General features: G+C 63.3%; 21 protein-coding genes. 8 read left to right on the top strand and 13 right to left on the bottom strand.

The features are described from left to right. Positions 1-14: 14 nt before the first annotated feature. The 5 genes from ACFQX9_RS33905 to ACFQX9_RS33885 all read right to left on the bottom strand — a co-directional run bounded on the left by ACFQX9_RS33905 (position 15) and on the right by ACFQX9_RS33885 (position 4,479). The gene (locus ACFQX9_RS33905) at positions 15-437 is read right to left on the bottom strand and encodes an OsmC family protein (protein ID WP_018460340.1); all 423 of its coding nucleotides are present in this window, start codon (positions 435-437) and stop codon (positions 15-17) included. A 111-nt stretch (positions 438-548) separates the two neighbouring features. Further along, complete coding sequence (locus ACFQX9_RS33900; RefSeq protein ID WP_018460341.1) at positions 549-1,397, bottom strand: enoyl-CoA hydratase/isomerase family protein; 849 nt, start codon at positions 1,395-1,397, stop codon at positions 549-551. A gap of 62 nt (positions 1,398-1,459) precedes the next feature. Further along, positions 1,460-2,773 carry an epoxide hydrolase family protein gene (locus ACFQX9_RS33895; protein ID WP_377791671.1) on the bottom strand — a complete coding sequence of 438 codons (1,314 nt, stop codon included), beginning with the start codon at positions 2,771-2,773 and terminating at the stop codon, positions 1,460-1,462. Positions 2,774-3,036: 263 nt separating this feature from the next. Beyond that, the gene (locus tag ACFQX9_RS33890; RefSeq protein WP_377791670.1) at positions 3,037-3,774 is read right to left on the bottom strand and encodes a VOC family protein; all 738 of its coding nucleotides are present in this window, start codon (positions 3,772-3,774) and stop codon (positions 3,037-3,039) included. 33 nt (positions 3,775-3,807) lie between these two features. Beyond that, a complete protein-coding gene (locus ACFQX9_RS33885) occupies positions 3,808-4,479 on the bottom strand; it encodes a sensor histidine kinase (protein ID WP_247473855.1) in 672 nt (223 codons plus the stop codon). A 311-nt stretch (positions 4,480-4,790) separates the two neighbouring features. Here ACFQX9_RS33885 and ACFQX9_RS33880 point away from each other — a divergent pair, with 311 nt between their 5' ends. From ACFQX9_RS33880 to ACFQX9_RS33865, 4 genes are all read left to right on the top strand, one after another. After that, positions 4,791-7,634, top strand: coding sequence for an ATP-binding protein (locus ACFQX9_RS33880; protein ID WP_377791669.1), 2,844 nt, complete (start codon positions 4,791-4,793; stop codon positions 7,632-7,634). Positions 7,635-7,752: 118 nt separating this feature from the next. Beyond that, positions 7,753-8,460 (top strand): hypothetical protein, encoded by a 708-nt coding sequence (locus ACFQX9_RS33875; RefSeq protein ID WP_377791668.1) that lies wholly within the window; start codon positions 7,753-7,755, stop codon positions 8,458-8,460. A 183-nt stretch (positions 8,461-8,643) separates the two neighbouring features. Beyond that, positions 8,644-9,345: a type 1 glutamine amidotransferase domain-containing protein gene (locus ACFQX9_RS33870; RefSeq protein WP_377791667.1), complete on the top strand. Its 702-nt coding sequence runs from the start codon at positions 8,644-8,646 to the stop codon at positions 9,343-9,345. A gap of 122 nt (positions 9,346-9,467) precedes the next feature. Beyond that, a complete protein-coding gene (locus ACFQX9_RS33865) occupies positions 9,468-10,424 on the top strand; it encodes an alpha/beta fold hydrolase (protein WP_377791666.1) in 957 nt (318 codons plus the stop codon). A 49-nt stretch (positions 10,425-10,473) separates the two neighbouring features. Here the strand turns inward: ACFQX9_RS33865 and ACFQX9_RS33860 are convergent, their stop codons facing one another. Beyond that, positions 10,474-13,356, bottom strand: coding sequence for an ATP-binding protein (locus ACFQX9_RS33860; protein WP_377791665.1), 2,883 nt, complete (start codon positions 13,354-13,356; stop codon positions 10,474-10,476). Positions 13,357-13,710: 354 nt separating this feature from the next. Between ACFQX9_RS33860 and ACFQX9_RS33855 the strand changes: the two genes are divergently transcribed. Further along, positions 13,711-14,694, top strand: a complete 984-nt coding sequence (locus tag ACFQX9_RS33855) for a helix-turn-helix domain-containing protein (RefSeq protein ID WP_377791664.1) — start codon at positions 13,711-13,713, stop codon at positions 14,692-14,694. 83 nt (positions 14,695-14,777) lie between these two features. Here the strand turns inward: ACFQX9_RS33855 and ACFQX9_RS33850 are convergent, their stop codons facing one another. Next, a complete protein-coding gene (locus ACFQX9_RS33850) occupies positions 14,778-17,099 on the bottom strand; it encodes a molybdopterin guanine dinucleotide-containing S/N-oxide reductase (protein ID WP_377791663.1) in 2,322 nt (773 codons plus the stop codon). Positions 17,100-17,386: 287 nt separating this feature from the next. Here ACFQX9_RS33850 and ACFQX9_RS33845 point away from each other — a divergent pair, with 287 nt between their 5' ends. Then, a complete protein-coding gene (locus tag ACFQX9_RS33845; protein ID WP_018460353.1) occupies positions 17,387-17,779 on the top strand; it encodes a RidA family protein in 393 nt (130 codons plus the stop codon). A 69-nt stretch (positions 17,780-17,848) separates the two neighbouring features. On the opposite strand, the gene ACFQX9_RS33840 is transcribed toward ACFQX9_RS33845, so the two are convergent. The 4 genes from ACFQX9_RS33840 to ACFQX9_RS33825 form a co-directional block, all read right to left on the bottom strand. Further along, positions 17,849-19,057 (bottom strand): multidrug effflux MFS transporter, encoded by a 1,209-nt coding sequence (locus ACFQX9_RS33840; protein WP_377791662.1) that lies wholly within the window; start codon positions 19,055-19,057, stop codon positions 17,849-17,851. A gap of 180 nt (positions 19,058-19,237) precedes the next feature. Further along, complete coding sequence (locus ACFQX9_RS33835; protein WP_377791661.1) at positions 19,238-20,413, bottom strand: helix-turn-helix transcriptional regulator; 1,176 nt, start codon at positions 20,411-20,413, stop codon at positions 19,238-19,240. 198 nt (positions 20,414-20,611) lie between these two features. Next, on the bottom strand, positions 20,612-21,514 hold the full coding sequence (mddA, locus tag ACFQX9_RS33830) for a methanethiol S-methyltransferase (protein WP_198957638.1): 903 nt from the start codon (positions 21,512-21,514) through the stop codon (positions 20,612-20,614). A 77-nt stretch (positions 21,515-21,591) separates the two neighbouring features. Continuing rightward, the gene (locus tag ACFQX9_RS33825) at positions 21,592-22,515 is read right to left on the bottom strand and encodes a class I SAM-dependent methyltransferase (RefSeq protein WP_244561208.1); all 924 of its coding nucleotides are present in this window, start codon (positions 22,513-22,515) and stop codon (positions 21,592-21,594) included. A gap of 209 nt (positions 22,516-22,724) precedes the next feature. On the opposite strand from ACFQX9_RS33825, the gene ACFQX9_RS33820 reads away from it, so the two are divergent. Together ACFQX9_RS33820 and ACFQX9_RS33815 are read left to right on the top strand one after the other, a co-directional pair. Further along, positions 22,725-23,675 (top strand): AraC family transcriptional regulator, encoded by a 951-nt coding sequence (locus tag ACFQX9_RS33820; RefSeq protein WP_085395395.1) that lies wholly within the window; start codon positions 22,725-22,727, stop codon positions 23,673-23,675. A 642-nt stretch (positions 23,676-24,317) separates the two neighbouring features. Continuing rightward, positions 24,318-25,100, top strand: a complete 783-nt coding sequence (locus tag ACFQX9_RS33815; RefSeq protein WP_085348983.1) for a Crp/Fnr family transcriptional regulator — start codon at positions 24,318-24,320, stop codon at positions 25,098-25,100. Here ACFQX9_RS33815 and ACFQX9_RS33810 read toward each other — a convergent pair. Both ACFQX9_RS33810 and ACFQX9_RS33805 read right to left on the bottom strand, forming a co-directional pair. Continuing rightward, positions 25,075-26,037: a hypothetical protein gene (locus ACFQX9_RS33810; RefSeq protein ID WP_240543932.1), complete on the bottom strand. Its 963-nt coding sequence runs from the start codon at positions 26,035-26,037 to the stop codon at positions 25,075-25,077. The genes ACFQX9_RS33815 and ACFQX9_RS33810 overlap by 26 nt on opposite strands. A 12-nt stretch (positions 26,038-26,049) precedes the next feature. After that, positions 26,050-26,337 carry a hypothetical protein gene (locus ACFQX9_RS33805; protein ID WP_018460363.1) on the bottom strand — a complete coding sequence of 96 codons (288 nt, stop codon included), beginning with the start codon at positions 26,335-26,337 and terminating at the stop codon, positions 26,050-26,052. Positions 26,338-26,575: the final 238 nt, after the last annotated feature.

The raw sequence follows: 26,575 nt of genomic DNA, 5'->3' as shown, positions 1-26,575 counted from the left end.
AAATTGAGCGCGCCTTACGTCAGCTTCGCGTCGAGCGTGATTGCGGCGTTGAGCACCTTCGACACCGGACAGTTCTTCTCGGCCTCGCCCGCGATCTTGGCGAAACCAGCGTCGTCGAGGTTCGGCACCTTGGCACGTAGCGTCAGCGCCGATTTGCTGATCTTGAAGCCTTTGCCTTCCGGCTCGAGGCTGACCGCAGCTTCAGTCGTGAGCTCGTCCGGCGTGAAGCCGGCGAGTTGCAGGCCGAAGGCCAGCGCCATAGTGAAGCAGCCGGCATGGGCCGCAGCGATCAATTCCTCGGGATTGGTGCCCTTCTCGTTCTCAAAGCGGGTCTTGAACGAATAAGGCGTCGCGGCGAGCACGCCGGATTCGCTCGATAACTGACCAGTGCCATCGCGACCGGTGCCTTTCCAGACTGCTGTTGCCTTGCGGATCATCTCAATTCTCCTGGTTGATTTTTTTAGCACCGGCACTCGGTACGGTACGAAAGCGACATTGGCACGACCGCCTGTCGCCGTTCCAACCGGCCGAGCGCCGCAGCAGTTCCGCTAGCTACCGATCTGTCCGACATGGAAGCCGAGCCGGTTCTCGACATCACCGGCGCGGTGGAAGCCGCGCGACATCAGCGCCTTGATGCGGCTCTGGCTTGCCGGGCGGCTGAGCGAGGCCAGGAACGCGTCCCATTCCGGCTTGATCTCGATATCCGGTGGCAGGCTCGCAACGTCGACGAGGCGCTTGGTCTCGGCAATCGCCTCCTTGTCGAAGGACGCGATGCGCATGGCCAGCGCCTCGACGAAGCCATCGAGCTCGGCATCCGGCAACGAGCGGTTCACATAGCCGTAACGTTCGGCGAGATCGCCGTGGATATCGTCGGCGCCAAGCAGAACCTCGAGCGCGCGGCCGCGGCCCATCAGGCGCGGCAACCGCGCCATCGGGCCGCCGCCGGGCACCAGGCCCGCACCGACCTCCCATTGCGACAGGACCGCCTTTTCGCGGCTGGCAAAGCGCATATCACTTGCCAGCGCCAGTTCGCTGCCGACGCCGGTCGCACGGCCCCTAATCGAGGCAATCGAAACCACCGGCGCGCGGCTGAGACGCACCAGCATGTCGGGCAGTGCCTGCAGGCCCGTCGGCCCCGGCGGGATACGAAGCGAATCCTCCAGCGGCGCGAGGAAGTCGTAATGCGTGATGAAGAAGCCTTCGACGGCGCTGTCGAACACCACGACCTTCACCTCAGGATCGGTCTCGATCGCCTTGACGACGTCATCAAGAAGCGGAAGCTGCTTGGGGCCGAAGATATTGACTGGGGGCATGTCGAAGGTGACACGCCAATACGACGGCAGCCGACGTTCCAGGCGGATTTGGTCGGTCGTGAAGGTGCGTTCGGGGCGGTTCATGATTGGATTCCTGGTCTGTGGGGAAAGAAGGGAACGCGCGGAAGTGCGCGTCCCCGCAGGTCTCAGATCGACTGACGCAGCGGTCGGAAGGCGGTGCGCATTTCCGCGCAGAACAACGCGGGCTGCTCCCAGGCGGCGAAATGGCCGCCCTTGTCGAGACGGTTGTAGTGCATCAGCCTCGGATAGGCCTTCTCGGTCCAGCTGCGCGGCGCAGCGTAGATCTCGTCCGGGAAGACGCTGACGGCGACCGGGATCTTGATGTGCTTGGGCTCGAAGAACACCAGCTTGTTCTCCCAGTACAGCCGCGCCGACGACACCGCGGTGTTGGTGAGCCAGTAGAGCGCGATGTTGTCGACCACGTCGTCGCGCGACAGCCCTTCCGTCTTGCCGTCGAACACCCGGGCGATCATTGCGGCGCTGCGCGCATCATGGTCGAGCATCCAGGACGCGAGGCCCGCCGGCGAATCCACCAGGCCATAGAGTGTCTGCGGCCGGTTGGACATCTCGATCGCGTAGCCGAGACCGTGCTTGTAGAAGTCCTCGAGCTGATCGTAAGCGTAGCGCTCGTCGGCCGAGAGGTTCGACGGCCGCGATCCGCCGGGCTGAAGCGCCTTGGCGATGTCGTCAGGAACGGTCGCGGGCATGTTGGTGTGGATGCCGAGCAGTTCCGGCGGCGCGATCACTGCCATCTGCTCCGTCACGGCATTGCCCCAATCGCCGCCTTGCGCGACATAGCGGTTGTAGCCGAGCCGCTTCATCAGCACGATCCAGGCACGCGCGACGCGCTGGGGATCCCAGCCCAGCTCCGCCGGCTTGCCGGAGAAACCGTGGCCTGGGAGCGAAGGGATCACGAGATCAAAAGCGTCCGCCGCCGTCGCGCCGTGTGCGGCGGGATCGGTGAGCGGGCCGACGATCTTCATCTGCTCGATGATCGAACCGGGCCAGCCATGCGTGACGATCATCGGCAAGGCATTCCCGTGCCTGGAGCGGACGTGAATGAAATGGATGTCGACGCCGTCGATCTCGGTGACGAATTGCGGCAAGGCATTCAGCCGCGCCTCCATCTTGCGCCAGTCGTAGTCGTTCTGCCAGTAGCTCACGAGCTGCTGCACCGTCGTCAGTTGCACGCCCTGCGATTGATCGGCAACGATCTCACGATCAGGCCAGCGCGTCGCGGCGAGACGGCGACGGAGATCGAGCAGATCCTGCTCGGGCACGCTGACGTGGAACGGGCGAACCGCCCCACTCACGCCGGCCTTCGCGGAGTGCAGCGGCAGCAGGCTCGATACGCTTGCGGCAACCGCGGCCATCGCGGCCTGGCTCAGCAGTTGACGGCGGTTCGGATTGAGAATGTCGGTGCGTGCTTGCGTGGTCATGTTCGATCTCCCTGGCTTTGTCGGTGACGCTGACCGAATTCGACATCAACGCCTCGGTTCGTCATGCCGAGAGATTGGCGCAGGCCCTGGCAATTTGCTCGTTATGGGTTGTTAGACCGCGTTAGCCGTTGCGAGCCGCGCGACACCGAGGAGAGCGATCGTCGACTCGCGACGCGCGCCGCCAAAACAACACGGCGCGCGATGAGCTCAGTCATCGCGCGCCGTGTCGGCTTGCATCAGTCGAAGAATCCGTGCTGCCCAGCTCAGGATGGCAGCGGCTGGCCCGCCTGTTCGCGGACGATGTAATCGGCGTACCAATCGGCCCAGTTCTCGTCGTGCCCGCCGGTCCGCTTTTCGTGCTCGCCATGGGCCGCCGCCGCGCGGCGCAGTGCTGCGGCCAGCGCAGCCTGCGAAGCGAATGTCGTGCCGTCGCCCGCGATCCGTCCCGGCAATCGCGTCGTGACCTCCTGGAACAACCAGCCATTGCCGTCGGGATCGCTGAACGACGCATATGAGCCGTAGCTGCCGCCCTTCGGGTCAGCACCGCTCACCCGAACGCTGCCGGAGAGATAAGGCTCGTCGGTCCCCGCGTGAACATCGCCGGCACCGTGGAATGGAGCGCTGACCTCGACGCCGCGGTCGAGCAGATCCGTTCGCGCCGCCTCCAGATCGGAGACGATCAGGTACAAGCCTCGCGCCGAGCCCGGCGCTGCCGCCGTCACGTTCCTGCCGAAGATCACCGAGCAGGCCGAACCCGGCGGCGTGAACTGGATCACGCGCCAGTCATCGCCGGAGGCAAAATCGGCATCCAGTCGCCAACCGAGACGCGCGTAGAAGGCCTTAGCGCGATCGACATCGGACACCGGGATCACGATCACCTCGAGCCGCTGATCGACGCTAGGCGATGTCGAAGGCGTCTTCGTAGACTTGTTGGAAGACTTGTTGGAAGGCTTATTGGAAAGCTTGGCCGCGGCGTCGCGGTCGATTTCGTTAGTGGCCATGTCGAACTCCCTGGGTTGGATTTAAGACGAGCTTCAAGCAGCTGCGATCGGCATCACGATGGTTACACGTGTGCCGTCTTCTCCCGCCTCGCCGTGGAGCCGTGCGTGAATGCTGCGTGCGAGTCCTTCGAGAATCCGGCTGCCTGTGCCCTGAAGCGGCCCGGTCGCGCCGATCCCGTTGTCTATTACCGTGCAGAACCAGGCGCCGTCGCGATTGGCCATCTCGATGCGGATCAGTGCATCATTCCTGTTCAGGAAGGCATGCTTGGCCGCATTCGTCACCAGCTCCGTCAGCATCAGCGCGAGCCGGTGGCATTGCGACGCCGGCAGCGTGCCGCTTTCGATCGCCGCCTCGCAGCGGATGCCCGCGGGCTCCAGCACGGCCTCGGAAATCGCTCCGCACAGGTTTTCGAAGAAGGACGCCACGGGGATCGCCGTATGGTCGTCATTGTCGGACAAGAGTTGATAGAGCCTGCCGAAGGCGACGATGCGCCGCTCGAGCCGGTCCGCTGCAAGCGACACGTCCCTGGTACCCGTTCGGGTGAAATCGCGGCGGACTGACGCACCCAGTATCGTCAGCGTGTTCTTCATCCGATGGTGGGATTCCCGCAGCACGAGCTCCCAGTCACGCGACTGATCGTCTAAACTGGCCACAAATTGAGATCGAACGACGTCGTCATTCGGCCGAGCATTGATACCGGACATCGTAGTCTCCCCGTTGGAATTAACGCCAAACTCGGAACGGATACTGGATGCAGTTCGCGCGCATTGCTCGTTAGTCGTTGCAAGATTTTGTTATGATGGAGGTCTGACGACCGGGAAAAAGCACGCTGCCGGGTTGTCCCGATCGCTTCGCAAGATGCTCGCGTTTGAGTACAATTTACGACGGATTGCCGCGCGCGACGGCCAATTGCCGGCACTCTCCACGCGATTTCGCCACTTTCGACCAGTTTACTCAGGGTTCCCTTCTGCTAGATCAAAGTGCAGAGTTCAGCTCTCACTGGAATGATTGGCCCGTGCCGGACACTAACGACCAGGATTCGGCCATTGCTTTCGGGCCATTCCGGCTGTTCGCAAAGACGCGGCTGCTCGAGAAGGACGGCGCCCCGGTTCACCTCGGCGGCCGTGCGCTCGACATCCTCGTTTTTCTCGCCGAGCGCGCCGGCGAGGTCGTGGACAAGCGTGAGTTGATCCGGCGGGTCTGGGCCGACGTGAATGTGGACGAAGGCAGCCTGCGCTTTCACATCACGACGCTGCGCAAGGCTTTGGGCGACCCGGGCGAAGGGTCCCGCTACGTCGTCAACGTCCCCGGACGAGGTTATTGCTTCACGGCGGCGCTGCTCCGGGCTGCCCCTTCGGAGAACCGGACCAGCCTGCCCGTTGCTTCTCCGCGCTCGTTGCCCTCGCCGCTGGCAAAGATGATCGGGCGGGACGATGCGGTCCAGAGAATTTCCGCCGAGCTCGTTTTGCATCGCTTCGTCACGATCGTCGGTCCCGGCGGGATCGGCAAGACCTCGGTCGCACTGGCCGTGGCGCATGGCGAGCTCCCGGCCTTCGACGGCCAGGTGTGTTTTGTCGATTTTGGCGCGCTGAGGGAGACCCGGCTCGTTGCGGGAACGATCGCGGCCGCGCTGGGCCTGACAGTCAATTCCGACGATCCGGTGCCGGGGTTGCTGACGTTCCTGCGCAACCGGCGGATGCTGATGGTCTTCGACAGTTGCGAGCACATCCTCGACGATCTCGCCCCTCTGGCCGAGCGCATCGTCCGGGAAGCGGGTGAGCTGCATATTCTCGCCACCAGCCGCGAATCCTTCCGCGCCGAAGGTGAGCGTGTCCATCGGCTGTTTCCACTGGATTGCCCGCCACAGCGCGACGGACTCGGCATCGCCGACATCCTTGCCTATCCCGCAACTCAGCTTTTTGTGGAACGCATTGCAGAGAGCCTGAGCGAATTCGAGCTCAGCGAGGAGGATGCGCCGCTTGTGGCCGACATCTGCCGTCGATTGGACGGCATCGCGCTCGCGATCGAGCTCGCGGCCGGGCGTGTGAACGCCTATGGCATTGCCGGCACCGCCTCGCTGCTCGACAGCCGTTTCTCCCTGCTATGGCGCGGCCGGCGCACCGCTGTCCCGCGACACCACACCCTGAGTGCGGCGCTCGCCTGGAGCTATGATTTGCTGCCGGCAACCGAAAGCGCAACGCTGCGCGGATTGTCGGCCTTCGTCGGGCCGTTCACGCTGGAAGCCGCGCTTGCGGTCGCATCCTGTCAGGGCATCGGCGAGGCAGAAGCCGCCGAGGCGATCTCCAACCTGCTTTCCAAATCGCTGATCGCGACCTCGCCTGCGGAGCGGCGGCTGCGCTATCGCCTGCTGGATACGACGCGTGCCTTCGTCGCGGAGAAGCTCGTCGAGAACGGCGAAGCTGACCGCGTCGCACGTGCCCACGCCGAATATTTCCGCGATTTCCTGCGTGACATCGCTCTCAAATCCACGGGCATGCAGAGCGCCGGAGGTTTTCTTCCCTATGCCGACCACCTGCCCAATGTCCGGGCCGCGCTGACCTGGAGCTTTTCGGACGGCGGGGACCGAACGATCGGCGTGGATCTGGCGGCGTCGGCAGCGCAATTCTTTCTCGAGCTGACATTGCTGACGGAGTGCTATCGCTGGACCCAGGAGGCGCTGGCGTCGCTCGATGCGAGCGCGGTGGACGGCCGCAACGAAATGATCTTGCAGGCCGCGCTCGGCGTCTCCGCGATGTTCACGCAGGGCAATACCGAAGCGGTCCGCTCGGCATTCACGCGCAGTCTCCAGCTTGCCCGGGAGCTCCAGGATCTGCACTGGCAGCTCTGGCTGCTGCGCGGATTACACATCTATCTCACCAGGGTCGGTGATTTTCACGGAGCACTCGGAACCGGCGAACAAGGCGAGAGCGTCGCGCGGAAGCTGAACGATCCCGCCAGCACGCTGAACGTCGAATGGATGCTGGGCGTCGCCCATCACTTGATCGGCAACCAGGACAAGGCGGTGCAGCTCTGCGAGAGCGCGATGTTGCATAATCCCGGCTCGCAGCGGCTCAATATCGGCCATCTCGGCTATGACGACCGCATCGTCGCACTGGTGGCGCTGGCGCGCGGGCTTTGGCTCACCGGCCGGCCCGATCGTGCTATCGAGGCGTCCCGATACACCATTCGCGAAGCCGAGCTGCTCGAGCAGCCGCTCACTCTCGGTATTTCGTTGATCTGGACCATCTACGTGTTCCTCTGGGTCGGCGACCTGGCTAATGCGGAAATCCTGATCGAGCGGCTGATCGATCATTCCGCGCGGCACTTCCTCGGGCCCTATCACGCGGTCGGCATCGGCCAGAAGGGTGAGCTGCTGCTTCGCCGCGGCGACGTCGTCGCCGGCATCGAGCACCTCCGCCGCAGCCAGGCTACGCTGTACGCGACGCGACACCGGATCATGACGACGGTGTTTGCGACCGCGCTCGCGGAGGGACTCGCCTCCCAGAACCAGGCCGACGAAGCCTTGCAGACGATCAATGATGCCATCGTCCAAATTCCCGATCATGGCGAATCCTTCGACATGCCGGAGATGCTGAGGATCAAGGGCGACATCCTCGCCCGGTCGGGCAATGCCGCGGAGGCCGAAAGCTGTTTCCGGGACTCGCTCGATCTGTCACGTCGCCAATGCGCGCTTGGCTGGGAGCTGCGGGGGGCAATCAGTCTCGGCCGGGTCTGGCGCCAGGCCGGAAAGGCCGGAGATGCACGTGCCCTGCTCGCCCCCCTCGTCGCGCGGTACCAGGAGGGCCTCCAGACCCGTGATCTCGTCGCCGCCAGGGAGCTCCTTACGGCGCTGAATTGAGAGTATCTTCAATGGGATACCGCGAAGATATCCGCTCGCAACTCCTAACAAATTCTAACACGCCAAGCCGCATCCGCCCCGCCATGGTGGTGACACTTCATGGTGGATATGGCGGGACATGGCGCTTCTTGACGATGTAATTGATGCCAGCGGCGGAATGGCCCGCTGGAATAGCTTGAGCCGGTTCACGCTTCACCTCTCCGTCGCCGGAACGCTGTTCTCCAGCACCGGACATGCCAGCGAATTCAAGGACGTGACGGCGGAGGGCTCGACCCGCACGCAGTCGGTCCGCTTCACCGGCATCACCGGAGGCGAACACTCCGGCTCTTTTCAGCCGGACGCGATCACGATCGAAAGCCTCGAGGGTGAGATCCTCAGGACCTGGCGCAATCCGAGCCTTGCGTTCACCGAGGCCGGTTCGCCCGCGCTCGTGGACGAACTGCATCTCGTGTTCTTCTGCGGCGTCGCGATCTGGAATTATCTGACCAATCCATTCCTGCTCGCTCATCCCGATGTCGTGGTGGAGGAACTGCCACCATGGCAGGAGAACAACGAGTCATGGCGGCGGTTGCGGGCGCAGTTCCCGCCGGGCCTGATCACGCTCGCGCCCGAGCAGATCTTCTATTTCGACGACAACGCGTTGCAACGGCGGACCGATCACGATCTGTTCGGGATGAAGGTCGCGCATTTCTCCTGGGCCCATGACAGCTTCGGCGGCATCGTGGTGCCGACGCTCCGACGCGCGCAGACGCTGCGGCCCGACGGCACCGTGGTCGCCAAGCCCGTGCTGATGGACGTCGAGATCTTTGACGCCGTCTTCGAGTAGCGGCGCGCGCGACATCTCCAGCTCTCAACGTCTAACAATACATAACGAGCCAACAGTCGGCCTCGAGTGCAGATTGGGTTCGCGAGCAACGAACGACGTGACGTGCTCGGACGAGACCCGCTCGGCGCATCTCCACCGCAACGGAGCGCGTCATCGCAGCAAACGTACTCAAGGAGAACGGTCATGAAAGTATTGATGGTCATCACCTCGCACGACCAGCTCGGCAACACCGGGCGCAAGACGGGCTTCTGGCTCGAGGAGCTCGCCGCTCCCTATTTCATCTTCAGGGATTCCGGGGCCGAGATCACCCTCGCCTCGCCGAAGGGCGGCCGTCCGCCGCTCGACCCCAAGAGCAACGAGCCCGAATTTCGCACCGACCTGACGCTGCGCTTCGAGGCCGACGCCGCTGCGGAAGCCCAGCTCGACACGACGGTTCGCCTCGACAGCGTCAAGCAGGAAGATTTCGACACCGTCTTCTATCCCGGCGGTCACGGCCCGATGTGGGACCTCGCCGAGGACAAGGACTCGGTCAAGCTCATTGAATCCTTCCTTGCCGCCGGCAAGACAGTCGCCGTCGTCTGCCATTCGACTGGTGCGCTGCGCCACGTCAAGACGCCCGACGGCAAGCCACTGGTTCAGGGCAAGGAGGTGACCGGTTTCACCAATGGTGAAGAGGAGGACGTCGGCCTCACCAAGGTGGTGCCTTTCCTGGTCGAAGACGAAATGCTGAAGCTTGGCGCCGTCTTCTCGAAAACGGCAAACTGGGGCGTTCACGTCGTCACCGACGGCCTCTTGATCACGGGCCAGAACCCGCACTCCTCGGGTCCGGCCGCGCAGGCCCTGCTCGCCGCCCTGAAGGGCGAGCCGCTGGCGCGCGCGTCGTAAAGCCCAGATGCGGCACATCGCGAGAGGCGCCCGCGATGGTGCCTCTCGACGCCGCCGTCACAAGCGGATGTCCCCTACTTGCGACACATCTTCACTTCACATGCCGGATTCGGAGCGATGACATGAACATCCCAGCCACTCTTGCCCTCTCGGCCGCTTTGGCCTGCGCGACCGTGCAGGCCTCGGCACAGGATCTGCGATCGAGCCGGCGCTCGATCAGCTATCACAAGACCGATATCCGGGGTCTCGAGATTTTCTACCGCGAGGCTGGGCCCACCGACGCTCCGACGGTGCTGCTGCTCCACGGATTTCCCTCGTCGTCGCGGATGTGGGAGCCGCTGATGCCGCTGCTCGCCGACAAATATCATCTCATCGCGCCGGACTATCCCGGCTTCGGCAACAGCAGCGCGCCGCCGCCATGCGACTTCACCTATACGTTCGACAACATCGCCGCCGTGATCGGCGAGCTCACAACGAAGCTCGGCCTCACCGACTACGTCCTGTTCATGCAGGACTACGGAGGCCCTGTCGGCTTCCGCATGGCGCTGGCGCATCCCGAACGCGTCCGCGGTGTCATCGTCCAGAACGCGGTTTCGCACGAGCAGGGGCTGAGCCCGCTCTGGAATGCGCGCAGGAAGTACTGGGCCGACCCGGCGCACGAGGTCGAGGCGCTCAAGGCCAACTTTACGTCCCTGGAGGCGACGCGTCAGCGGCATCTCGGCTCCACTCCGCGTCCCGAGCGCTATGACCCCGACACCTGGATCGACGAATACGCGTTCCTGACGCGTCCCGGCCAGGCCGAGATTCAGACCACGCTGTTCCTGGATTACCGGACCAACGTCGCCTCCTATCCGAAATGGCAGGCTTGGTTGCGCCAGACGCGGCCACCGACACTGGTGGTCTGGGGCGAATACGATCCGTCATTCGCCGTCGCAGGCGCGACGGCCTATCGCGACGACGTGCCGGATGCCGAGGTTCACATTCTCGAAGCCGGCCACTTCGCGCTGGATGAAGCCACCGACGAGATCGCTTTGCTTGTCCGCGACTTCCTGGGGCGGCTGGCTGGACACAAGGGTTGAGCGCTGATGGACGCGCTCAGCAGCGAGAAGAGACGGTCGTATCGACTGTTCAGGCCCCCGGTTCGTTCAACATGCGCCGTGCTGCAATGAGATCGGCGGTCTCGAACCCTTCGGAGAACCGGGCATAGGTTTGAGCGAGCTGTTCGAGCGGATTTTGCACATGCTGCCGGGTTCGAAGCCGCGCCAGCGACATCTCGGCTCGCAGCCGCCACGATAGCGCGCCCTGCTGTTCGGCGAGCGAGATCGAGGCGACAAGATCGGCCTCGGCCGCGTCGGGATTGCCGCCCTGGACCTCCAGCTCTCCCCGCAGACGGAGCAGCTCGGGCATGTCGAACGCGCCGCCTTCCCGCTCGACCCGCAGAATGGTTTCGTGAAGAACCTGAATGCCTTCCGTCAATTGTCCCAAGCTGACCAGGCCCCGAGACAGATCCGCGGCGAACGCCGAGGCATAGAGTTCGTAGCGGTCGGCATGCAGGCGTGGAAGCGCACTCCGCATCAGGTCGACGCCGCCGGCCGCCTCGCCCCGAGCGATCATGCTCTGCGCCCGAAAACCCGCCGCGACGGCTTCGTAAGGCACGAGCCCGTGCATGCTCGCATGCGCGGTCAGACGACCGGTCATGGCCTCGACCGACGACCAGTCGTCGAGCCAGCCGAATACCGAAGCGGACCAGCATAATGCGATACAATGCATGACCACGTCATGCGGCGCCGAAGCGCCGACCAGCGGCCGGATGCATTCGAGCGCACGATCGGGAAAGCCGCGCAGCCATAGCACGCGCGCGAGCGGAATTTGCGGTGTGCGTGAATAGGCGAAATGCCCGGGTTGGGTGCCGCGGAGCGCAGCGTCGTCTCGCAGGCCCTGGTCGAGATGAGCCTGCGCCGCGGCCTGGTCTCCGGCGAGGTGATATGACACGCCGAGCAGCGCTTTGCTCCCGGCGATGCCCGCGGTATCGCCGATGACGCGGGCAATCCGCTCGGCGTGAAGCGCAGTCGGCACCAGATGCCGATAGCGACCGGTCCGGCGGTAGAACATGTTGAGCCGGGACAACAGCCTGAATGTGTTGGCGTGATCGGAAAGCGCTTCCGCTATTTCCAGCCCGCGCCTGAGCGCCGCTTCCGCCTGCTCGCTGTTACGTTCGGTGAACATCAAGGCGTGACCGAGCGTCGACTGAAGTTCGAGCTCCCATGCGCCGCCCCGGTCGGCCTCGTCCAGCATTGCGAGTGCGCGATCGGACCAGATGCGGGCCTCGTTCAGCAAATTGAGTTCGACGAACAGCCTTGTGCAGCTGCCGGCGAGCGGCGCGCGCAAGCCGGCGCCGTCGTCGTTGGCATAAGCCCATTGCAGCGCAGCGCGGGCATCGGCGAGCAGGCTCGCGCTTTCCTGCAAAAGTGACGCATGATCGCTGCCCTCCTTGTCCCTCATGCCCGCTTCGAGCGTGCATTGAACATAGAGAGCATGACGATGCGCGATCTGCGCCAGCTGTCCGCCGTCGGCCAGTTTCTGCAGGGCATAGGCACGCGTTGCGTCGAGCAGGCGATAGCGCCGCGATGCGCCGTCCGGCTGGGTGGAAACCAGCGACTTCACCACGAGTTGCTCCAGGGCCTCGACGACGCGATCCTCCGCCATCTCCGCCCCGGCCGCGACTGCTATCGCGCCCCTCAACGTGAAGTGACCTGCGAAGACGGCGAGGCGCTGAAATACGATCCGCTCGCTCTCGCCGATCAGACCGAAACTCCAGTCGAGCGTAGCGCCGAGCGTCTGCTGCCGCGGCGGCGCCGTCCGCCGCCCGCGCCATTCGAGCTGCAGCCGGTTGTCGAGCAGCGCCGCCATCTCGCGCAGTCCATAGAGACCGACACGTGCGGCAGCCAGCTCGATCGCCAGCGCGATGCCGTCGAGCTTGCCGCAAATCCGGGCCAGGACTTCGGCATCCTCGTCGGTGATGTCGTCGCGATGCCCCGCCGCGACGGCGCGATCGACGAACAGGCGCACGGCGGGAAAAGCGAGCACCTCGCCGGCACTGAGGCGGGTGCCCTGCGGCGGACCGGGGAGCGAAACGAGCTCGAAAATCTGCTCGCCTTCCACCAGCAGCGACTCGCGGCTGGTTGCGAGGATGACGATGCCAGGCGCCTCCCGGTAGATGTTTTCTGCAAGGCGCGCGACCTCCTCGATGACGTGCTCGCAGCTGTCGAGCACGAGAAGCAGCCGGCGGCCGCGCAGGAAATTGACGATGCTGGCCGAGGGGTCCTCGTGGTGCACGACGAGGCCCAACGCGGCTGCAACCGTGCTCGCGACCAGCGCTTCGTCCTTGAGCGGACCGAATTCGAGGAAATGGACGTTGCCGTCGAAGCTATCGCACATCTCGTGCGCGAGCGCAGTCGCAACGGTGGTCTTTCCGATGCCGCCCGGCCCTCGCAGCGTGACGAAGCGATCGCGGAGCAAGCGCGCTGCCAACTCGGCCACGGCGTCCTCGCGCCCGACCATCCGGTCCAATCGGCGCGGTAGCGACGGTGGCGGCGCGGCCCTTTCAGGCACACGCGACGCCGGTGTAGCCACCTCCGCGCGCCCGCCACGCCGCACGGGCGCGACAAAGCAATAGCCCCGGCCCGGGATGTTGGTGATGTAGCGGGCACCATCCTTTCCGTCGCCGAGCACCTTGCGCAGCTCCGCGACATGGACGCGCAGGCTGACCTCCTCGACGGAAAGTCCGGACCACGCATAGCCGAGAATTTCGTTCTTCGGGACCACTTCGCCGGCGCGACTGACCAGCAGGCGCAAAATATCCATCGCACGGCTGCCGAGCCTGACCGGCAAGCCATCCTTCTCCAGCAGCCGCGACCGCAGCGAAAATGGCCCGAACGCGACGGCATCGAAATCTGGGATCGCCGCGGCGTCGCGGCCGCGGGGGCCCTGTCCTGCCGAGAGCTCGATCACTTTTGACTCATCTTGACGGCCGCTCCAGCGAAATGCGGCGCGACTATACCCGGCGCCAGTGCGAGGTCCAGCGAGGGCAACCCACAGAACTCACACCTCCACATCGATCTCCACGCCATGACCGGTGCTCTCCTGAGTCGTGTCGGGGATACGCAAATGTCTGATAAACTGTACAAAAACGACGCTTCCTGAGACGGGATGCCGCACCTTATGCGCTCCCACAAAAACTAACACATCCTAATCACCACTAACGAGCTTGCAGGTCAGCTCACGCCTATCCTCTCACCATGGAAAACGTGGGCTTTGCGCGTTTGCTGGTTGCAAACAGCGGAGAACGCCCGGAGAGGACGAACGATGTTGACCAATTTGCAGGCAGGTGATGCCTGGATTGAATTTCCGGGCACCTCGGGGGATTGCGAGTTCCCCCGGGCAACACACGCGATCATTCGGGAGCGTCAATGGCGTCAGATCGATCCGCGCACGGGAGCGGCAGCCGAGGACATCGCGATCTCGCGATGGGAAGACCCGCGGAGCACCTCGTCGCACCAAGCGACGACGCCCGAGGATCGCTATTTCGTCGGCATCGCCCTCAAGACCACGCGCGCGAAACTGACCCGGGATCGCCAGGTCATTTTCGACGGGACCATGCCCGCGGGCACACTGTATCTCACCGCGCCGTCAAAGCCCCTCGCCGTACAATTCCAGTCGCCATGCGCCTTCTTGCACTTTTACATCTCCGCGGATCAATTTCCGGCACAATTTTCCGGAACCGAAGGTTTGAATGATCTCGTCCTGTTGCGCGATCCGCTCGCGGCCGAGCTTGCCAAGGCGCTGATCGAACTTGGCGACGCCGCGGACCACGAGTTCACGCGCTGCATTGGCCAAACCCTCGCGATGCATCTGGCGCGGCTGGAATTGCCACGCGCCAAGGTCAATGCCCTGCCGAAATGGCGGCTGCGGCGCGTCGAGCAGTATGTCGCCGATCATTTCCACCGCTGCATCAGCCTGTCCGAGCTCGCCAATGTCGCCGGCCTGTCCAGAATGCACTTTGCGGCGCAATTCCGCGTCGCGACCGGTTATCGCCCCCGCGAATATCTGCTCAATCACCGGATCGAGCAGGCCAAGACGTTGCTGGCGACCACCGAGCGGCCGCTGGCCGAGATCGCACTCGCCGTCGGCTTCAGCACGCAGGCGCATTTTTCGACTGTCTTCAAGCGCATCACCGATCAATCCCCGGCACGCTGGCGCCTCGCCAGCAAGGGCGAACGGCGAGAGGTGCAAGCACTCCCGCCGCGTCGTCCTGCTACGGAGAGGGACTGGATCAGCGCAGCCGCGTAAGCATTCGCTCGCGCCCTCATCCTCCCGGGCCTGCGAGCCACTCGGGGCCGTCCCTGCACCCACACAGGACGGTCCCTTTTTTTCTACACCGGATCGAAAGCCCGGATCGGCGGCAGATTGCCGGTGAACTTCTCGACCTCGGCTGTCGTGAGCTGACCGGTGCAGCCTTGCGCAAAGGACGACGTGCCGACGTCGCGGGTGAGCACGTTCGGATTGCCGTGCACGCAGAGCGGCGCGTCGTCTTCGGGGTCCATCGGGTCGTACCAGGCGCCGGTCGGGAGCTGGACCACGCCGGGCGCGATGCCGTCGGTGACGTGGACCGCGGCGAGACAGGCGCCGCGCGCGTTGAACAGCCGGATGATGTCGCCGTGCTTGATCCCGCGTGCGTCAGCGTCCCGTGGGTTCATGCGCGCGACCTCGCGGCCGCGATGTTTGCTTTGAAGCGAATGTCCGCCGAAATCGAGCTGGCTATGCAGACGCGTCACCGGCTGGTTGGCGACCAGGAAGCACGGCGCCCCCGGCTTGGGCGTGTCGGACTTCTCCAGCCAGACCGGATGGCCCGGGCAATCCGCATCACCATGACCTGCGATCTTGGCAGAGAATATTTCGATGCGACCGCTCGGCGTGGGCAAAGCATGATTGACGGGATCGTCGCGGAAGCGGCGCAGACGGCCACCGTCGTCGGGCTGCTGCGGCACCACCAGGCTGCCGCGCCGCCAGAACTCTTCGAAGCTCGGCGCTTCCAGGCCGCGCGCTTCGAGCGAGGCGCGGGTCGGCTCATAAAGATGTTCCAGCCACTGACGTGACGTCCGCCCCTCGGTGAAGGGCTCGCGCGCACCGAGACGGTCGGCGAGATCGGCGAAGATCTCGTAGTCGTCGCGCGCAAGGCCGAACGGCTCGGCGATCCGGTGCATCGCGACCATCAGGGGATCGTTGCTGGAATAGCCGATGTCTTCGCGTTCGAGCGTCATCGTCGAGGGCAGCACGATGTCGGCATGCCGGGCCGTGGCAGTCCATGCGAGCTCGTGCACGACCAGCGTGTCGACTTTCGCAAACGCCTTGCGCAGGCGGTTGATGTCCTGGTGGTGATGGAAGGGATTGCCGCCGGCCCAGTAGACAAGGCGGATATCCGGATAGGTGCGCGTCTCGCCGTTGTAGCGATAGGCGCTGCCGGGATTGAGCAGCATGTCGGCGATGCGCGCCACCGGAATGAAATCGCGGACAGCGTTGCGGCCCTGCCCCAATGTCGGCCCCGGCACGTCGTTGACGCGGCGACCGTAATAGCCGATTGCCCCCAACGAATAGGCGTAGCCGCCGCCGGAGAGGCCGATCTGGCCGAGCGCTGCCGCCAGCACCATGCCCATCCACACCGGTTGCTCGCCATGCTCGGCGCGCTGGAGCGAATGAGAGACGGTGATGAGCGCGCGCTTGCCGGCGAGCCGGCGCGCCAGCTTGCGGATTGTGTCGGTGTCGACGCCGCAGATCGCGGCGGCCCATTCGGCGTGCTTGGGTTGGCCGTCGCTCTCGCCGGTGAGATAGCGCAGGAAGACCGGCCAGCCCTCGGTGTAGCGATCGAGGAAGGCCTGGTCGTGCAGGTTCTCCGCGATCAGCGTATGAACGATGCCGAGCATCAGCGCGGTGTCGGTCCCGGGCACGCAGGTCATCCACTCGGCGCCGGCCTCGACGGGCAGGTCTTCGCGCAACGGGCTGACCAGGATGAACGCGCAGCCGCGGCGGCGCGCAGCTTCCATCGCGCCGCGCTCGACATGCTTGCTGATCGAGCCGCCTGCGACCATCGAGTTCTTCAGCGCCATGCCGCCGAACGCCAGCACGATGTCGGTATCAGCCGCGATCTGCTCCCAGGTGACATTGCGCTTGGTGATATCCTCGTAGCCGCAGAGGATCTGCGGCAGCAGCACCGAGGACGCGCCGGAGGAATAGGAGTTCACCGAGCGCACATAGCCGCCCAAGGCGATGTTGAGGAAGCGATGCACCTGGCTCTGGGCGTGGTGGAAGCGGCCCGCGCTCGACCAGCCATAGGAGCCGCCGAACACCGCGCCGGGGCCGCGCGTGTCACGGATGCGTGCCAGCTCGTCGCCGAGCAGATCGAGCGCCTTTTCCCAGCTGACGGATACGAATTCATCGCGGCCGCGGCGATCGTCCGGACCCGGACCGCGTTCGAGCCAGCCGCGGCGGATCGCCGGCTGGGTGATGCGCGCCTGATGGCGTAGCGCGCCGGGAAAATTGTCGATGATGCGGTTCGGATCGGGATCGCCCGCATAGGCCCTGACCTCGAGCCCGGCCTCGCCTTGACGTGCCGAGAACACGCCCCAATGCGAGGTGTGCGGCTTGAAGCCGTCGGACAGGTCGAGGCCGGGGTCGGGGAAGCCAATCGTATCGTCCATCGTCGCATTCCTTGTTCCGGTCGCGGCACTGTCCCGGCCGCACCGATGTCACCCGCGTCGCAGTATAGCGATCCGCGCTTCGATGTCGTCGGGTCAGGGCCGGCGAAAATGCCGGGCGCTCGTGCAAGGACAGATTGGCGAACGTTCGCAGGAACGACCCGGCGGCGATTTTTCGTCCAATTTGTGCTTTTATTTTCAACGCCTTAGTCGGTTGCATTCAGAGCCGCGCGGTCCGTCTTTCGGTGAGACTTGGCGCGAGATCTCTTTGCGACGACACTGACATTGAAATGTGCGATATGCCGCCCGTCACACACAACATCGGTCCCATCATGATCAAGCGCGTCTTGCCCTACGAGGGTCTGCTCCACGAAGTGGTCGAGCATCATGGCGTGCTCTACATCGGTGGAATCGTCCCAGAGGACACGAGCCTCGACATGTCGGGCCAGGCAAATGACGTCCTCGGGCAGTTGGCGCAGCTGCTCAAGACCCTCGGATCCGATCTGAGCAACGTCTTGCAGGTGACCATCTACATGACGAGCCTCAAGGAGAAGGCAGACTTCAACGCGGCCTGGAAGGCGCATTTTGCAGAGGCTCATCTGCCGGCGCGCGCCGCAATCGGCGTGGCGGATCTCGGTCCCGGCGTCAAACTCGAGATCACGGCCATCGCCGCTCGACAATAGTGGCATGCCAGGGCGCCGCAAAGAACCTCACACCAAACCCATTGTGTTCTCGGCAAGATCCACCTCAGATTAGCGCCGCTCGTGAAGGATAACCGCCACGAGCGACGTTACTGTCAGCACGATTCCTAGCCCGACGGCCGGATCGCTGGCGACAATCGCCGCGAGAGAGGCACCGCATGCAGCGCCCGCCATTTGCGAGAATCCGAACAGGGCTGCGGCGATACCGGCCTTGCTGCCAAACGGCGACAGCGCTGCCGCGCTCGACAGCGGGCTCACTATTCCCACGCCGAACAGAAAGACGGAAGCCGCTAACAGAAATGGCAGCAGCGCGCCGTTCGCGAGCAGCACCGCGCAAAGCAGCCCGGCGCCTCCGAGGACGGTTAGTCCCAAGCCGACCGACGTCGCACGGCAGGAACCAACCCGCGCCGATAGCCTAGGCGCCAGCATGCCGGCCGCAAACACCAGGAAGACCACGCCCGCAAATAGCTCACCAAGTTTGATTGGCAAGAATCCAAACGATTCGAGCAGCACCCGCGGCGCGCTGGAGAAAATCGCGAAAAGACCGGCCATCACCAGTCCAGCGGTTCTAGCAGGCGCAACGAACCGGCGATCCCGAACAAGCTCCAGATAGAAGCCGGCAATTTTGAGCGGATTCAGAGAACGACGCGCGCCGTCATTGGTTTCGCCGACGAAGGTCGCATAGGCCAAAGCCGTGCAGAGCGCGAAGGCCGCGACAAAGGCAAATTCCGAGCGCCAGCCAAAGAATAGATCGAGCGCACTCCCCAGCAGCGGTGAAAAGCCTGGGGCGGCCGCGGTTGCCATGGTGATCGAGGCCATGACCTTTGCAAGTGCCTGGCCATCGAACAGATCCCGGGCGATCGCACGTGAAAGCACCGAAGCCGCACATGCGCCGCAAGCCTGCATTGATCGGCCGATCAGCAGGCTCGATAGATCGCGCGCGAAAGCGCACCAGATCGTACCGGCGATGAAAATTCCGAGCCCTATCAGAATCGGCATGCGTCGCCCGAACCGGTCCGACAGCGGGCCGGCAATCAATTGCCCTATGGCGAAAATCGGCAGAAAGATCGTGAAGGCCGACGTGACCGCCGCGCTGGATACATGCAAATCGGCCGCGATGACCGGCAGCGAAGGCAAGAAGATGTTGGTCGCAAGGATTCCTGTCGCCGCCAGGGCACAAATCACTATTCTGCGCGCCGCCGCCCCTGCTTGACGTCCGTGCCCCGCCGCAGAAACCGTGCCCTCGACTTCAATGGACATGCTGCGCTCCCAAGTCCTGTCCAGATGCGGCGAGGCAGGGACGCCTGATCACCTACCCCACTGCATGCTGGCCGGACGCATGCCATCCTGAACAACCACTGCTTGGGTGTCGTCCTGCGAATGTGGGAGGAGCGCGCAAATATTTGCTGCTTCTGGGTGCTGCAATGAGCGCCCTCTCTCCTATCCCGCCAGGGGCGTCGTATAGCCTGCAACCAGCTTGACGAGATCCGCCTGGCGCGCGGTGCCTGTTTTTTCAAACAACCGGCTGACATGCGTCCTAACCGTGCTATCGGCGACCCCGAACGCCATAGCGACCTCAGGAACGCCACCGACCTCGACGATGGCCAGCAACACGCGGAGTTCGGTCGGCGTCAGCTTGAACGCGCTGCCGATGGCTCCGGGAATAGAAGCAACCGCCAGCGACGCCTTGCGAACGAACAAGGCCGCCGTGGCGGTGTAAACAATACCAGCACGCCGACGCGCGCCTGACGTGAGGGGCAATGCATGGGCCACATAGCGGTCGCCCTCCCTGCCGGTCAGCGGCAACGCGATGCCCCTTATACCAAGTGCGGCATCGCCCTGCCCCGCGGTGGCGAAGACATCTCGCAGGGTGCGGTCGACCTGAGGATCGCTGGCGGCCAGCCGCCCGCCCACGGAACTCAGAATATCACGAGCGTCGAGAATGGCATTGCCGGCCGTATTGGCGTGAATGAGACGTCCACCGGGATCGACGAGATACATGCCAGCACCGAGCCCGTCCAGCGTGTCAACGAACGTCGCGAGTTCAGCGGCCTTGAACTCGAACATCTTGCCGATCACGACGGCACGCCTGATATGCGGCGCGATCAGCCTCATTTGCCGGCGCGCGTGCTCGTCGACGAGCCCATTTCGCCGGTGACGGAAGACCCCGAAAATAGCTGTGCTGACCGTGGTCCTGTCGACAACCGCGCTGACAAAATCGACAAGCCCCTGGGGCTCGGCCCACTGCCGGTATAGTTCACTCTGGGTGAGTGCTGCGAAAGACATCAAATCGGTCGTCGCGATCGGCTGCTCGAGGTCACCGAGAAAGTGCCCCTCCGCGGAGGAATAAATCTGCCGAAAGAGTTCGACCCGCAACGGCACGTCAAATCCAAAGCGATGGGGCACCGTGGCGTGCTGGACACCGACGTCCTTGCAGAACAGCCCGCCTGCTGCGCCGCCAACGAATTGCACGATGCTGACGATGGCGTCTTCCCAACGAGAGGGATCGATGGCGGCATCGTAGATGACGCTGATCAGGTCGCTCAGTTGCTGCTGATCATCTGAATTGTCTTTCGACGATTCCGAAACCGACCGCGGATGTGAAACCCTGTTCATTCGAAGAGGCGCCCCCGGTGTGAGGATAGCTGTGAGACAACTTTAAGCTTTTCCGCTGATAGCGAGCCGGTATCGCGCTCAAATCATTTTGATCGTGTCCCACCGGAGCCGCGGGGAATATCGGCCATCCTTCAAATGGAGGATGGTCATGCGGTCGGTGATCCTCTTGGCCGGACGCCGCAGGTTGAAATGAGTTGATCAGAACGCGATGCGCACGCCGCCCTGGCCGTGTCGATACGGCTGCGACCGGACGCCGCGCCGCTTGAATCCACCCCTGCTTGCGGACTGATTGGCCTGTCTTGACGAGCGTCTCGGGTCGGCGTCCTGGGACGCGGCGAAGCTTCGGCATGAAAGCGGGACGAGCATGGCCGCGTGACGGCGGTAGCGGCGATACCGGTTGCCGAACTGCTGGATCAGATCGTGCTCTTCCAACTGAATGCCGATCAGGATGTAGGCTGTGATGCCAAGCGAATAGACCAGATGACCGACCGTCATCGCAGGCGTGGCCCAGACTGCGAGCAGGATGCCGAGATAGATCGGATGGCGGACATACCGGTAGAGCAACGGCGTGCGGAATTTGGCTTCGGGCGGTTGTTTACCGAACAGGTGCATGAACACCTGGCTGAGGCCGAACAACTCGAAATGATTGAGAAGAAACGTGCTGACCACCAGCACGACCCAACCCAGCCAGAAGACGGCGTCGAGCGCCCCCGCCGCGACCGGGTGGTTCACGGTCCAGACCGGCGTGGGGATCGGCTGCCACTGCCAGTACAGCAACAGCAGTGCAAAGCTGGCGAACAGCACGTAGGTGCTGCGCTCGACCGAAGCCGGCACGATTCGCGTCCACCAGCGCTTGAAGCCCTGACGCGCCATCACGCTGTGCTGGATCGCGAACACTCCGATTAGCAGCACATCGATAACAATGCTTGCCAGAACCGGACCAATGGCCCCGGAATCGATAGACTTTGGAACGACCAGGTTCCCGGTGAAGGCAATGAGATAGAGCAAGGCGACGAGCGTGACACCGTAAGCGGCAGTGCCGTAGAGGACCGCAACTAGACCTGCCATCAATCTTCTCCCAGAGAGTTCATTTTTTTGCATCGATTCGTCCGATCGCGGCGGCGGCTGCGGCGGTGCTTACAATGAAGAGATTTCGAGCAGCGACTGGCGCGGGTACGTCACCCCCGGGGCCGCGGCGGTGATCCCGGATTCTGCGCGGTGACCATCCAAGAGCTTGAATTCATCATCACGCCTTCAGGGCGGACGAATTGTTTCAACTCGTCCTTCAAGGCCGCCACCAGCGTATCAAACAAACGAGCAGCCTTCGGACCGGCTTCGCGATAAACCTCCCCTGCGGGACCGATCGCGAGCTGAAACGCGACCGCTTCGTCAAGATCTCGCCCGACCAAGACTTCGGCATCGATCCGTTCGAACCTGATGCCGCCGTAGCCGGCAATCATCAATTGCCGAGTCACGGCCTCGGGATCGGTCATAGAAAACGGTCCGGGGCCGCAGGTTGCAGCGTCTTCCCTGACGGGGGGCAGGTAGCGAAGCAGAACCTCCTTCGACAGTGTAAGCCACGGATTGTCCGCCCGTTCGCGCCAGACGACCATCGTCATCAGTCCACCCGGCTTGAGCGCAAATCGCATGTTGCTCAAGCCAGCCGTTGGGTCTTCGAAGAACTGGGTTCCAAAGCGAGAGAAGCAAAAATCATGTACCGGCTCGAACGGATTGGTCTGAACATCCGCTTCGAGAAAGCTGAGATTGGTCACCCCTGCCTCCTTCGCATCTGCGCGGCCGACGTCGAGGAAGGCATTGCAGCAATCGAGGCCGAGGACGGATCCGGTCGGTCCGACGCGCCGCGCAAGTTCAATTGCGGTGTCGCCCCAGCCACATCCCACATCCAGGGCCCTGTCGCCGGCTCTGATCGGCAGCGACGGGAAGACTTTAGCGCTATGCAGGTGAAGGCCGCCGGCGAGGATGTGCCGCCACGCATTGAATTTCGGAGCCAGTACCGCGTTCCAGAAATCGATATACGGCGTGACGGTTGCGGTAGCCTGCGCGATGCTCATGATCGGGATATCCGTCTGCTTGGTTGCCATCCAGAACCCCGTCGTGGCGTCCCGCTTTTCCATTCTTCCGCAACCGGTTCCGCGTCCGCCTGACCGTCTGGACAGCGTCTCAAGGAAACGTGGAGGAATCGGTTGCTTGGCAGTTCATTCATGAGCCCCGTATAAGCGCGGGGACCGCCACGGTGAATGATCGCCCAGCCGGATCAGTTGACCGATCGTCCAAATCTGAGATTAGCCTAATGATCGATCCGCTATCGGAAGTGCTTCGATCGGTTCGCCTGACCGGCGGCATTTTTCTGGATGCGCGGTTCACCGCGCCGTGGAGCGTCCATACGCAGATCGTCGCTGAGGACTGCGTGACCTTCGCGGTCAAGCCCTCGCTGCTGATCGCTTACCACTTCGTCATCGCCGGAAAATTTCTGCTCAGCGTCGACAGCGAACCTACAGTCGAGGTGCGGGCCGGCGAGATCGTACTGCTGCCCAGAAACGATGTTCATACACTCGCCAGCGACGCGGGTCTGGTACCGACAAACGCGCGTCATCTCATTCAGCCGTCACCGGATGGGGGGCTGGCAAAAATTATGCACGGCGGAGGCGGTGAGCCGGCGCAAATCGTGTGCGGTTTTCTCGGCAGCGAGGAAACCTATAATCCGTTGATCGCGGCCCTGCCAAGAGTGCTGAAGCTCGACATTCGCGAGGGGGTCGCACGCGACTGGATCGAGGCTTCAGTGCGATATGCAGCCGGCGAACTGACGGCCGGCAGGTTCGCCTCGTCAAACCTGATGTCTCGGCTTTCCGAACTGCTGTTCGTAGAGGCGATGCGGCAATATTCCGTGACATACACCGATCAAGATGGAGGATGGCTGAAGGGGATTGCCGATCCGAAAATCGGACGCGCGCTCGCCTCCATTCATCATAACGTCGGGCTGCCGTGGTCCGCGGAGTCCCTTGCGAGAGAAGTCTCGATGTCGCGGAGCGCCTTCGTCGACCGCTTCACAACCCTGATCGGGGTGCCACCAATCCGGTATCTGACCATCTGGCGGCTTCAGGCAGCCAAGGTGAGCCTACGAGAAACACGCAAGCCGATCGACCAAATCGCAGAGGAAGTGGGTTACGGATCCGGAGAAGCATTCAGCCGGGCGTTCAGGCGTGAATTCGGCCTGGCGCCTGCGCGATGGCGGCAACGCTGACAACGCAATTGATTGCGCACGCGTCAAGTTTCAGAACGAGCCTCCATAGGGGGACGATCAGGAAATGATGCGTCGCCGTCGCGGCGAGAGCCGTAGCGGGTCAAACCGGCCCTGGACGGTCGGAATCGCACCTCTTGTCTATCTCGCACAGCGGAGCATGTGACCAGCTGATACGCACGTCCCAGTGCCCTCGGCGTGGACCTGGAGCACGGGCACGCGTCACGCACGCCAATTTCAGTGCGCACAAACCCGCGCGATATCGGCGACGGGTCGAGATCGGCGAAGGCACGCACATGGTCCTGCTGGAGAAGAACCGGTTGCAGGCCTTCGACGCGATCAATCAGTTTCTCTCGGAACAGTATGAGCATGACTAGCGCGATCTCCGCGGATCCCGCCGCGAGAAACACAGATGCTTCGCCGGAGCGCGACTCGCGCTTCCGGTTCCCGAATCGTCCGATCCTTGAGGACGATCGCATGCGCCGTCTACTATTCCGGAACCGTTTGACCGATCGCCCTCGCACTTCTGGGCGCATGCTGGGCAGACAAACAATGACCTGCATGGAGTAAAACTATCAAAGTTTAATGCGCTCTGTCGTTCTCATCGATCAAATTGGGGACGGGTTCTGAGTTATTAGGCGACCAATGCAGGCAGGATTTGCGTTCTCCAAGCTCGCCGACCGGTTGGCGAGCCTCACTCCCGTAACGGCCGACGATCTCCACCTGCTCGCGGACATGGCAAGCACAATCGCGCATCTCGGTTCGCGTCAGGCCGTTTTGCGGCATGGCGATGATGCCACCCAGTGCTGCCTGCTCCTTCAGGGATATCTGTCGTGGCAGGATGCAGAGAGTGCGGACGGGCAGATCACGTCAATCCATGTTCCCGGTGACATCGCCGATCTACACACGCTTTATCGTCCTCGCGTTGACGGCAACCTGATCGCGCTCGGCCCTGCCATCGTCGCTCTCGTGCCACACCGCTTCTTTCACGATTTGTCCGCGCGTTCGCCCGCGATGTCTCGCGCATTGCTGCTGATGCTGCTCACCACCCACGCCATTCAGCGCAACTGGACAGTGAACCTGGGTAGCCGTGATGCATTGACGCGCGTGGCGCATCTGCTGTGCGAGATCACCACCCGGCTGCAAAGCGTCGGCTTGGCGAGAGATTTCAGACTGCCGTCACCCTTCACCCAATCGGACCTTGCGGCAGCATGCAGCATCTCCCCGGTCCACGCCAACCGCACGATTCAGGAACTGCGACGATGCAATCTCCTGCAATGGCAGGGCAAGACGGTAACGATCACGGACTGGCAGGGACTCGTGCGGCTCGCAAGATTCGATCCGACTTACCTGAGCATTTCGTCCAGCCGCGACGATGCGTCGTCCTCGCGTCTCAGGCCACTTACGGCGGACCTTGCGCTCGCTTGAGCTCCTTTCGGACGACACCTTGGAGACTTGCGGAGCGTGCAATCAGGGCCTCCCGCACCTCTTCAAGGACGCTATCCCAGTTGCCTGGTGTCCTCTGATGAAACAGCCGCAGGCTCGGATACCAAAGGGAATGGGCCTCGGATGCCGGCCAGCGCCAGTCGCAATCCGCATGCAATAAGACCCACGCCTCACAGCCGAGTGCTGCCGCGAGATGGGCCACCATAGTGTCGACGCAAATGACGAGATCGAGCCGCTGGAGGAGATGACCGAGAACCGTAACGTCAGGCGTGCTGACGTCCCTCGCGCCGATCTCGGCCAGTTCCCACGTTCGGGCCCCGCGTTGCAGTGAGCAGAGCGTCACGCCGGGAACGGCAAGATGTCCCAACAGGGACGGCGGAACGGTCCTCCGCTTGTCCCAATTGCCGACTTCCCAAACCAGGCCCACGGCAAGGCCCCTGAGTTCGAGACCTCGGTCTTGCGGGAGCGCTGGTTCGACCTTGGTCGGCAACGACAGGTAAGGTGCGCGCATCTCGACCTGCTCTCGCCTCGCCCTTATGGCATGCGGCACCTCCATAATCTCGATATCGACCTCGAAGTCGACCTCAGGTGCACCATCATGGAGCGCGAAGGCCCGATCGACGCCAGCCGCTCGCTCGACCAGCGGCAGAAGCTCGCCCTGGCACCAGACCGTGACGCGGCGCGCGACGTCACGAAGCGGCCGCATGAAGCGCAGGAACTGGATAGTGTCGCCGAGCCCGTGGTAGCAGCGGACCAGCACATCCCTGCCCCTCAGTTCCTCACCACGCCAGATCCGCTGCAGGTGACGCGGCCCGGTGTGCTTGGGTGGATACGCAAGCATTGCCAGATCGCGGTCATTGATTGCCCAGGCGCGTTCGAAGTCGCCTGCCCGCATCGCCTCGGTCCAGCTGCCCGACACGTGGTGATCCAACTAGCGCCGCACGAATTTGTGAAAGCGGCTCGGCTTACCATCCTTGGTCTGGTCCTGATGGAGGAAGGCAATGCCGGCCTCGTCGAACTTGGCGAAGAATTCGTCCCAGCTGATCCGATCGAGACCTTCGTCGGGCGGATCGAAATCGATGCGCAGGATACCGGCGTGTCCGTCCTCCTCCGTGGCCTTGACCGTCGCAGGCTTTCCGCCGCGCTCCTCCGCCCATTTCCGGATCACATCATGGCTGGTGGTCTGCTGGGCTTCGCTGGTTTGTGATTTGGATGACATGTGACACCTCGATTGCTGACAAGGAGCGAGCGACGGATCGGCCCTCGCGTCGGACTGTTTCGCCGTGAACGCCGGGCGCGAGCATTTGTTCTTTCGTAGGCCGGACTCTCTTCAAAACATCATCTTCTTCATCTTCATCATGGAAGCTTTTCGTTCCCACCAACCCGCCCGGGATTCTATCCCAAGTTAAGCGCGCGAGATTTTTTCGGCCGGAATCCGACGTGAGGCGGACATAGTG

This window comes from Bradyrhizobium sp. GCM10028915 (assembly GCF_042666195.1).
GTDB lineage: Bacteria > Pseudomonadota > Alphaproteobacteria > Rhizobiales > Xanthobacteraceae > Bradyrhizobium > Bradyrhizobium canariense_D.
This window is presented reverse-complemented; position numbering and strand designations above follow the sequence as displayed.

Excerpts from the sequence above, each read along its gene's own strand:
- ACFQX9_RS33805 (WP_018460363.1), bottom strand. The coding sequence starts at position 26,337 with ATGTCATCCAAATCACAAACCAGCGAAGCCCAGCAGACCACCAGCCAT.
- ACFQX9_RS33865 (WP_377791666.1), top strand. The coding sequence starts at position 9,468 with ATGAACATCCCAGCCACTCTTGCCCTCTCGGCCGCTTTGGCCTGCGCG.
- ACFQX9_RS33855 (WP_377791664.1), top strand. The coding sequence starts at position 13,711 with ATGTTGACCAATTTGCAGGCAGGTGATGCCTGGATTGAATTTCCGGGC.
- ACFQX9_RS33900 (WP_018460341.1), bottom strand. The coding sequence starts at position 1,397 with ATGAACCGCCCCGAACGCACCTTCACGACCGACCAAATCCGCCTGGAA.
- ACFQX9_RS33840 (WP_377791662.1), bottom strand. The coding sequence starts at position 19,057 with ATGTCCATTGAAGTCGAGGGCACGGTTTCTGCGGCGGGGCACGGACGT.
- ACFQX9_RS33890 (WP_377791670.1), bottom strand. The coding sequence starts at position 3,774 with ATGGCCACTAACGAAATCGACCGCGACGCCGCGGCCAAGCTTTCCAAT.
- ACFQX9_RS33835 (WP_377791661.1), bottom strand. The coding sequence starts at position 20,413 with ATGAACAGGGTTTCACATCCGCGGTCGGTTTCGGAATCGTCGAAAGAC.
- ACFQX9_RS33895 (WP_377791671.1), bottom strand. The coding sequence starts at position 2,773 with ATGACCACGCAAGCACGCACCGACATTCTCAATCCGAACCGCCGTCAA.
- mddA (WP_198957638.1), bottom strand. The coding sequence starts at position 21,514 with ATGCAAAAAAATGAACTCTCTGGGAGAAGATTGATGGCAGGTCTAGTT.
- ACFQX9_RS33825 (WP_244561208.1), bottom strand. The coding sequence starts at position 22,515 with ATGGCAACCAAGCAGACGGATATCCCGATCATGAGCATCGCGCAGGCT.
- ACFQX9_RS33905 (WP_018460340.1), bottom strand. The coding sequence starts at position 437 with ATGATCCGCAAGGCAACAGCAGTCTGGAAAGGCACCGGTCGCGATGGC.
- ACFQX9_RS33845 (WP_018460353.1), top strand. The coding sequence starts at position 17,387 with ATGTGCGATATGCCGCCCGTCACACACAACATCGGTCCCATCATGATC.
- ACFQX9_RS33820 (WP_085395395.1), top strand. The coding sequence starts at position 22,725 with ATGATCGATCCGCTATCGGAAGTGCTTCGATCGGTTCGCCTGACCGGC.
- ACFQX9_RS33850 (WP_377791663.1), bottom strand. The coding sequence starts at position 17,099 with ATGGACGATACGATTGGCTTCCCCGACCCCGGCCTCGACCTGTCCGAC.
- ACFQX9_RS33815 (WP_085348983.1), top strand. The coding sequence starts at position 24,318 with ATGCAGGCAGGATTTGCGTTCTCCAAGCTCGCCGACCGGTTGGCGAGC.
- ACFQX9_RS33875 (WP_377791668.1), top strand. The coding sequence starts at position 7,753 with ATGGCGCTTCTTGACGATGTAATTGATGCCAGCGGCGGAATGGCCCGC.
- ACFQX9_RS33885 (WP_247473855.1), bottom strand. The coding sequence starts at position 4,479 with ATGTCCGGTATCAATGCTCGGCCGAATGACGACGTCGTTCGATCTCAA.
- ACFQX9_RS33870 (WP_377791667.1), top strand. The coding sequence starts at position 8,644 with ATGAAAGTATTGATGGTCATCACCTCGCACGACCAGCTCGGCAACACC.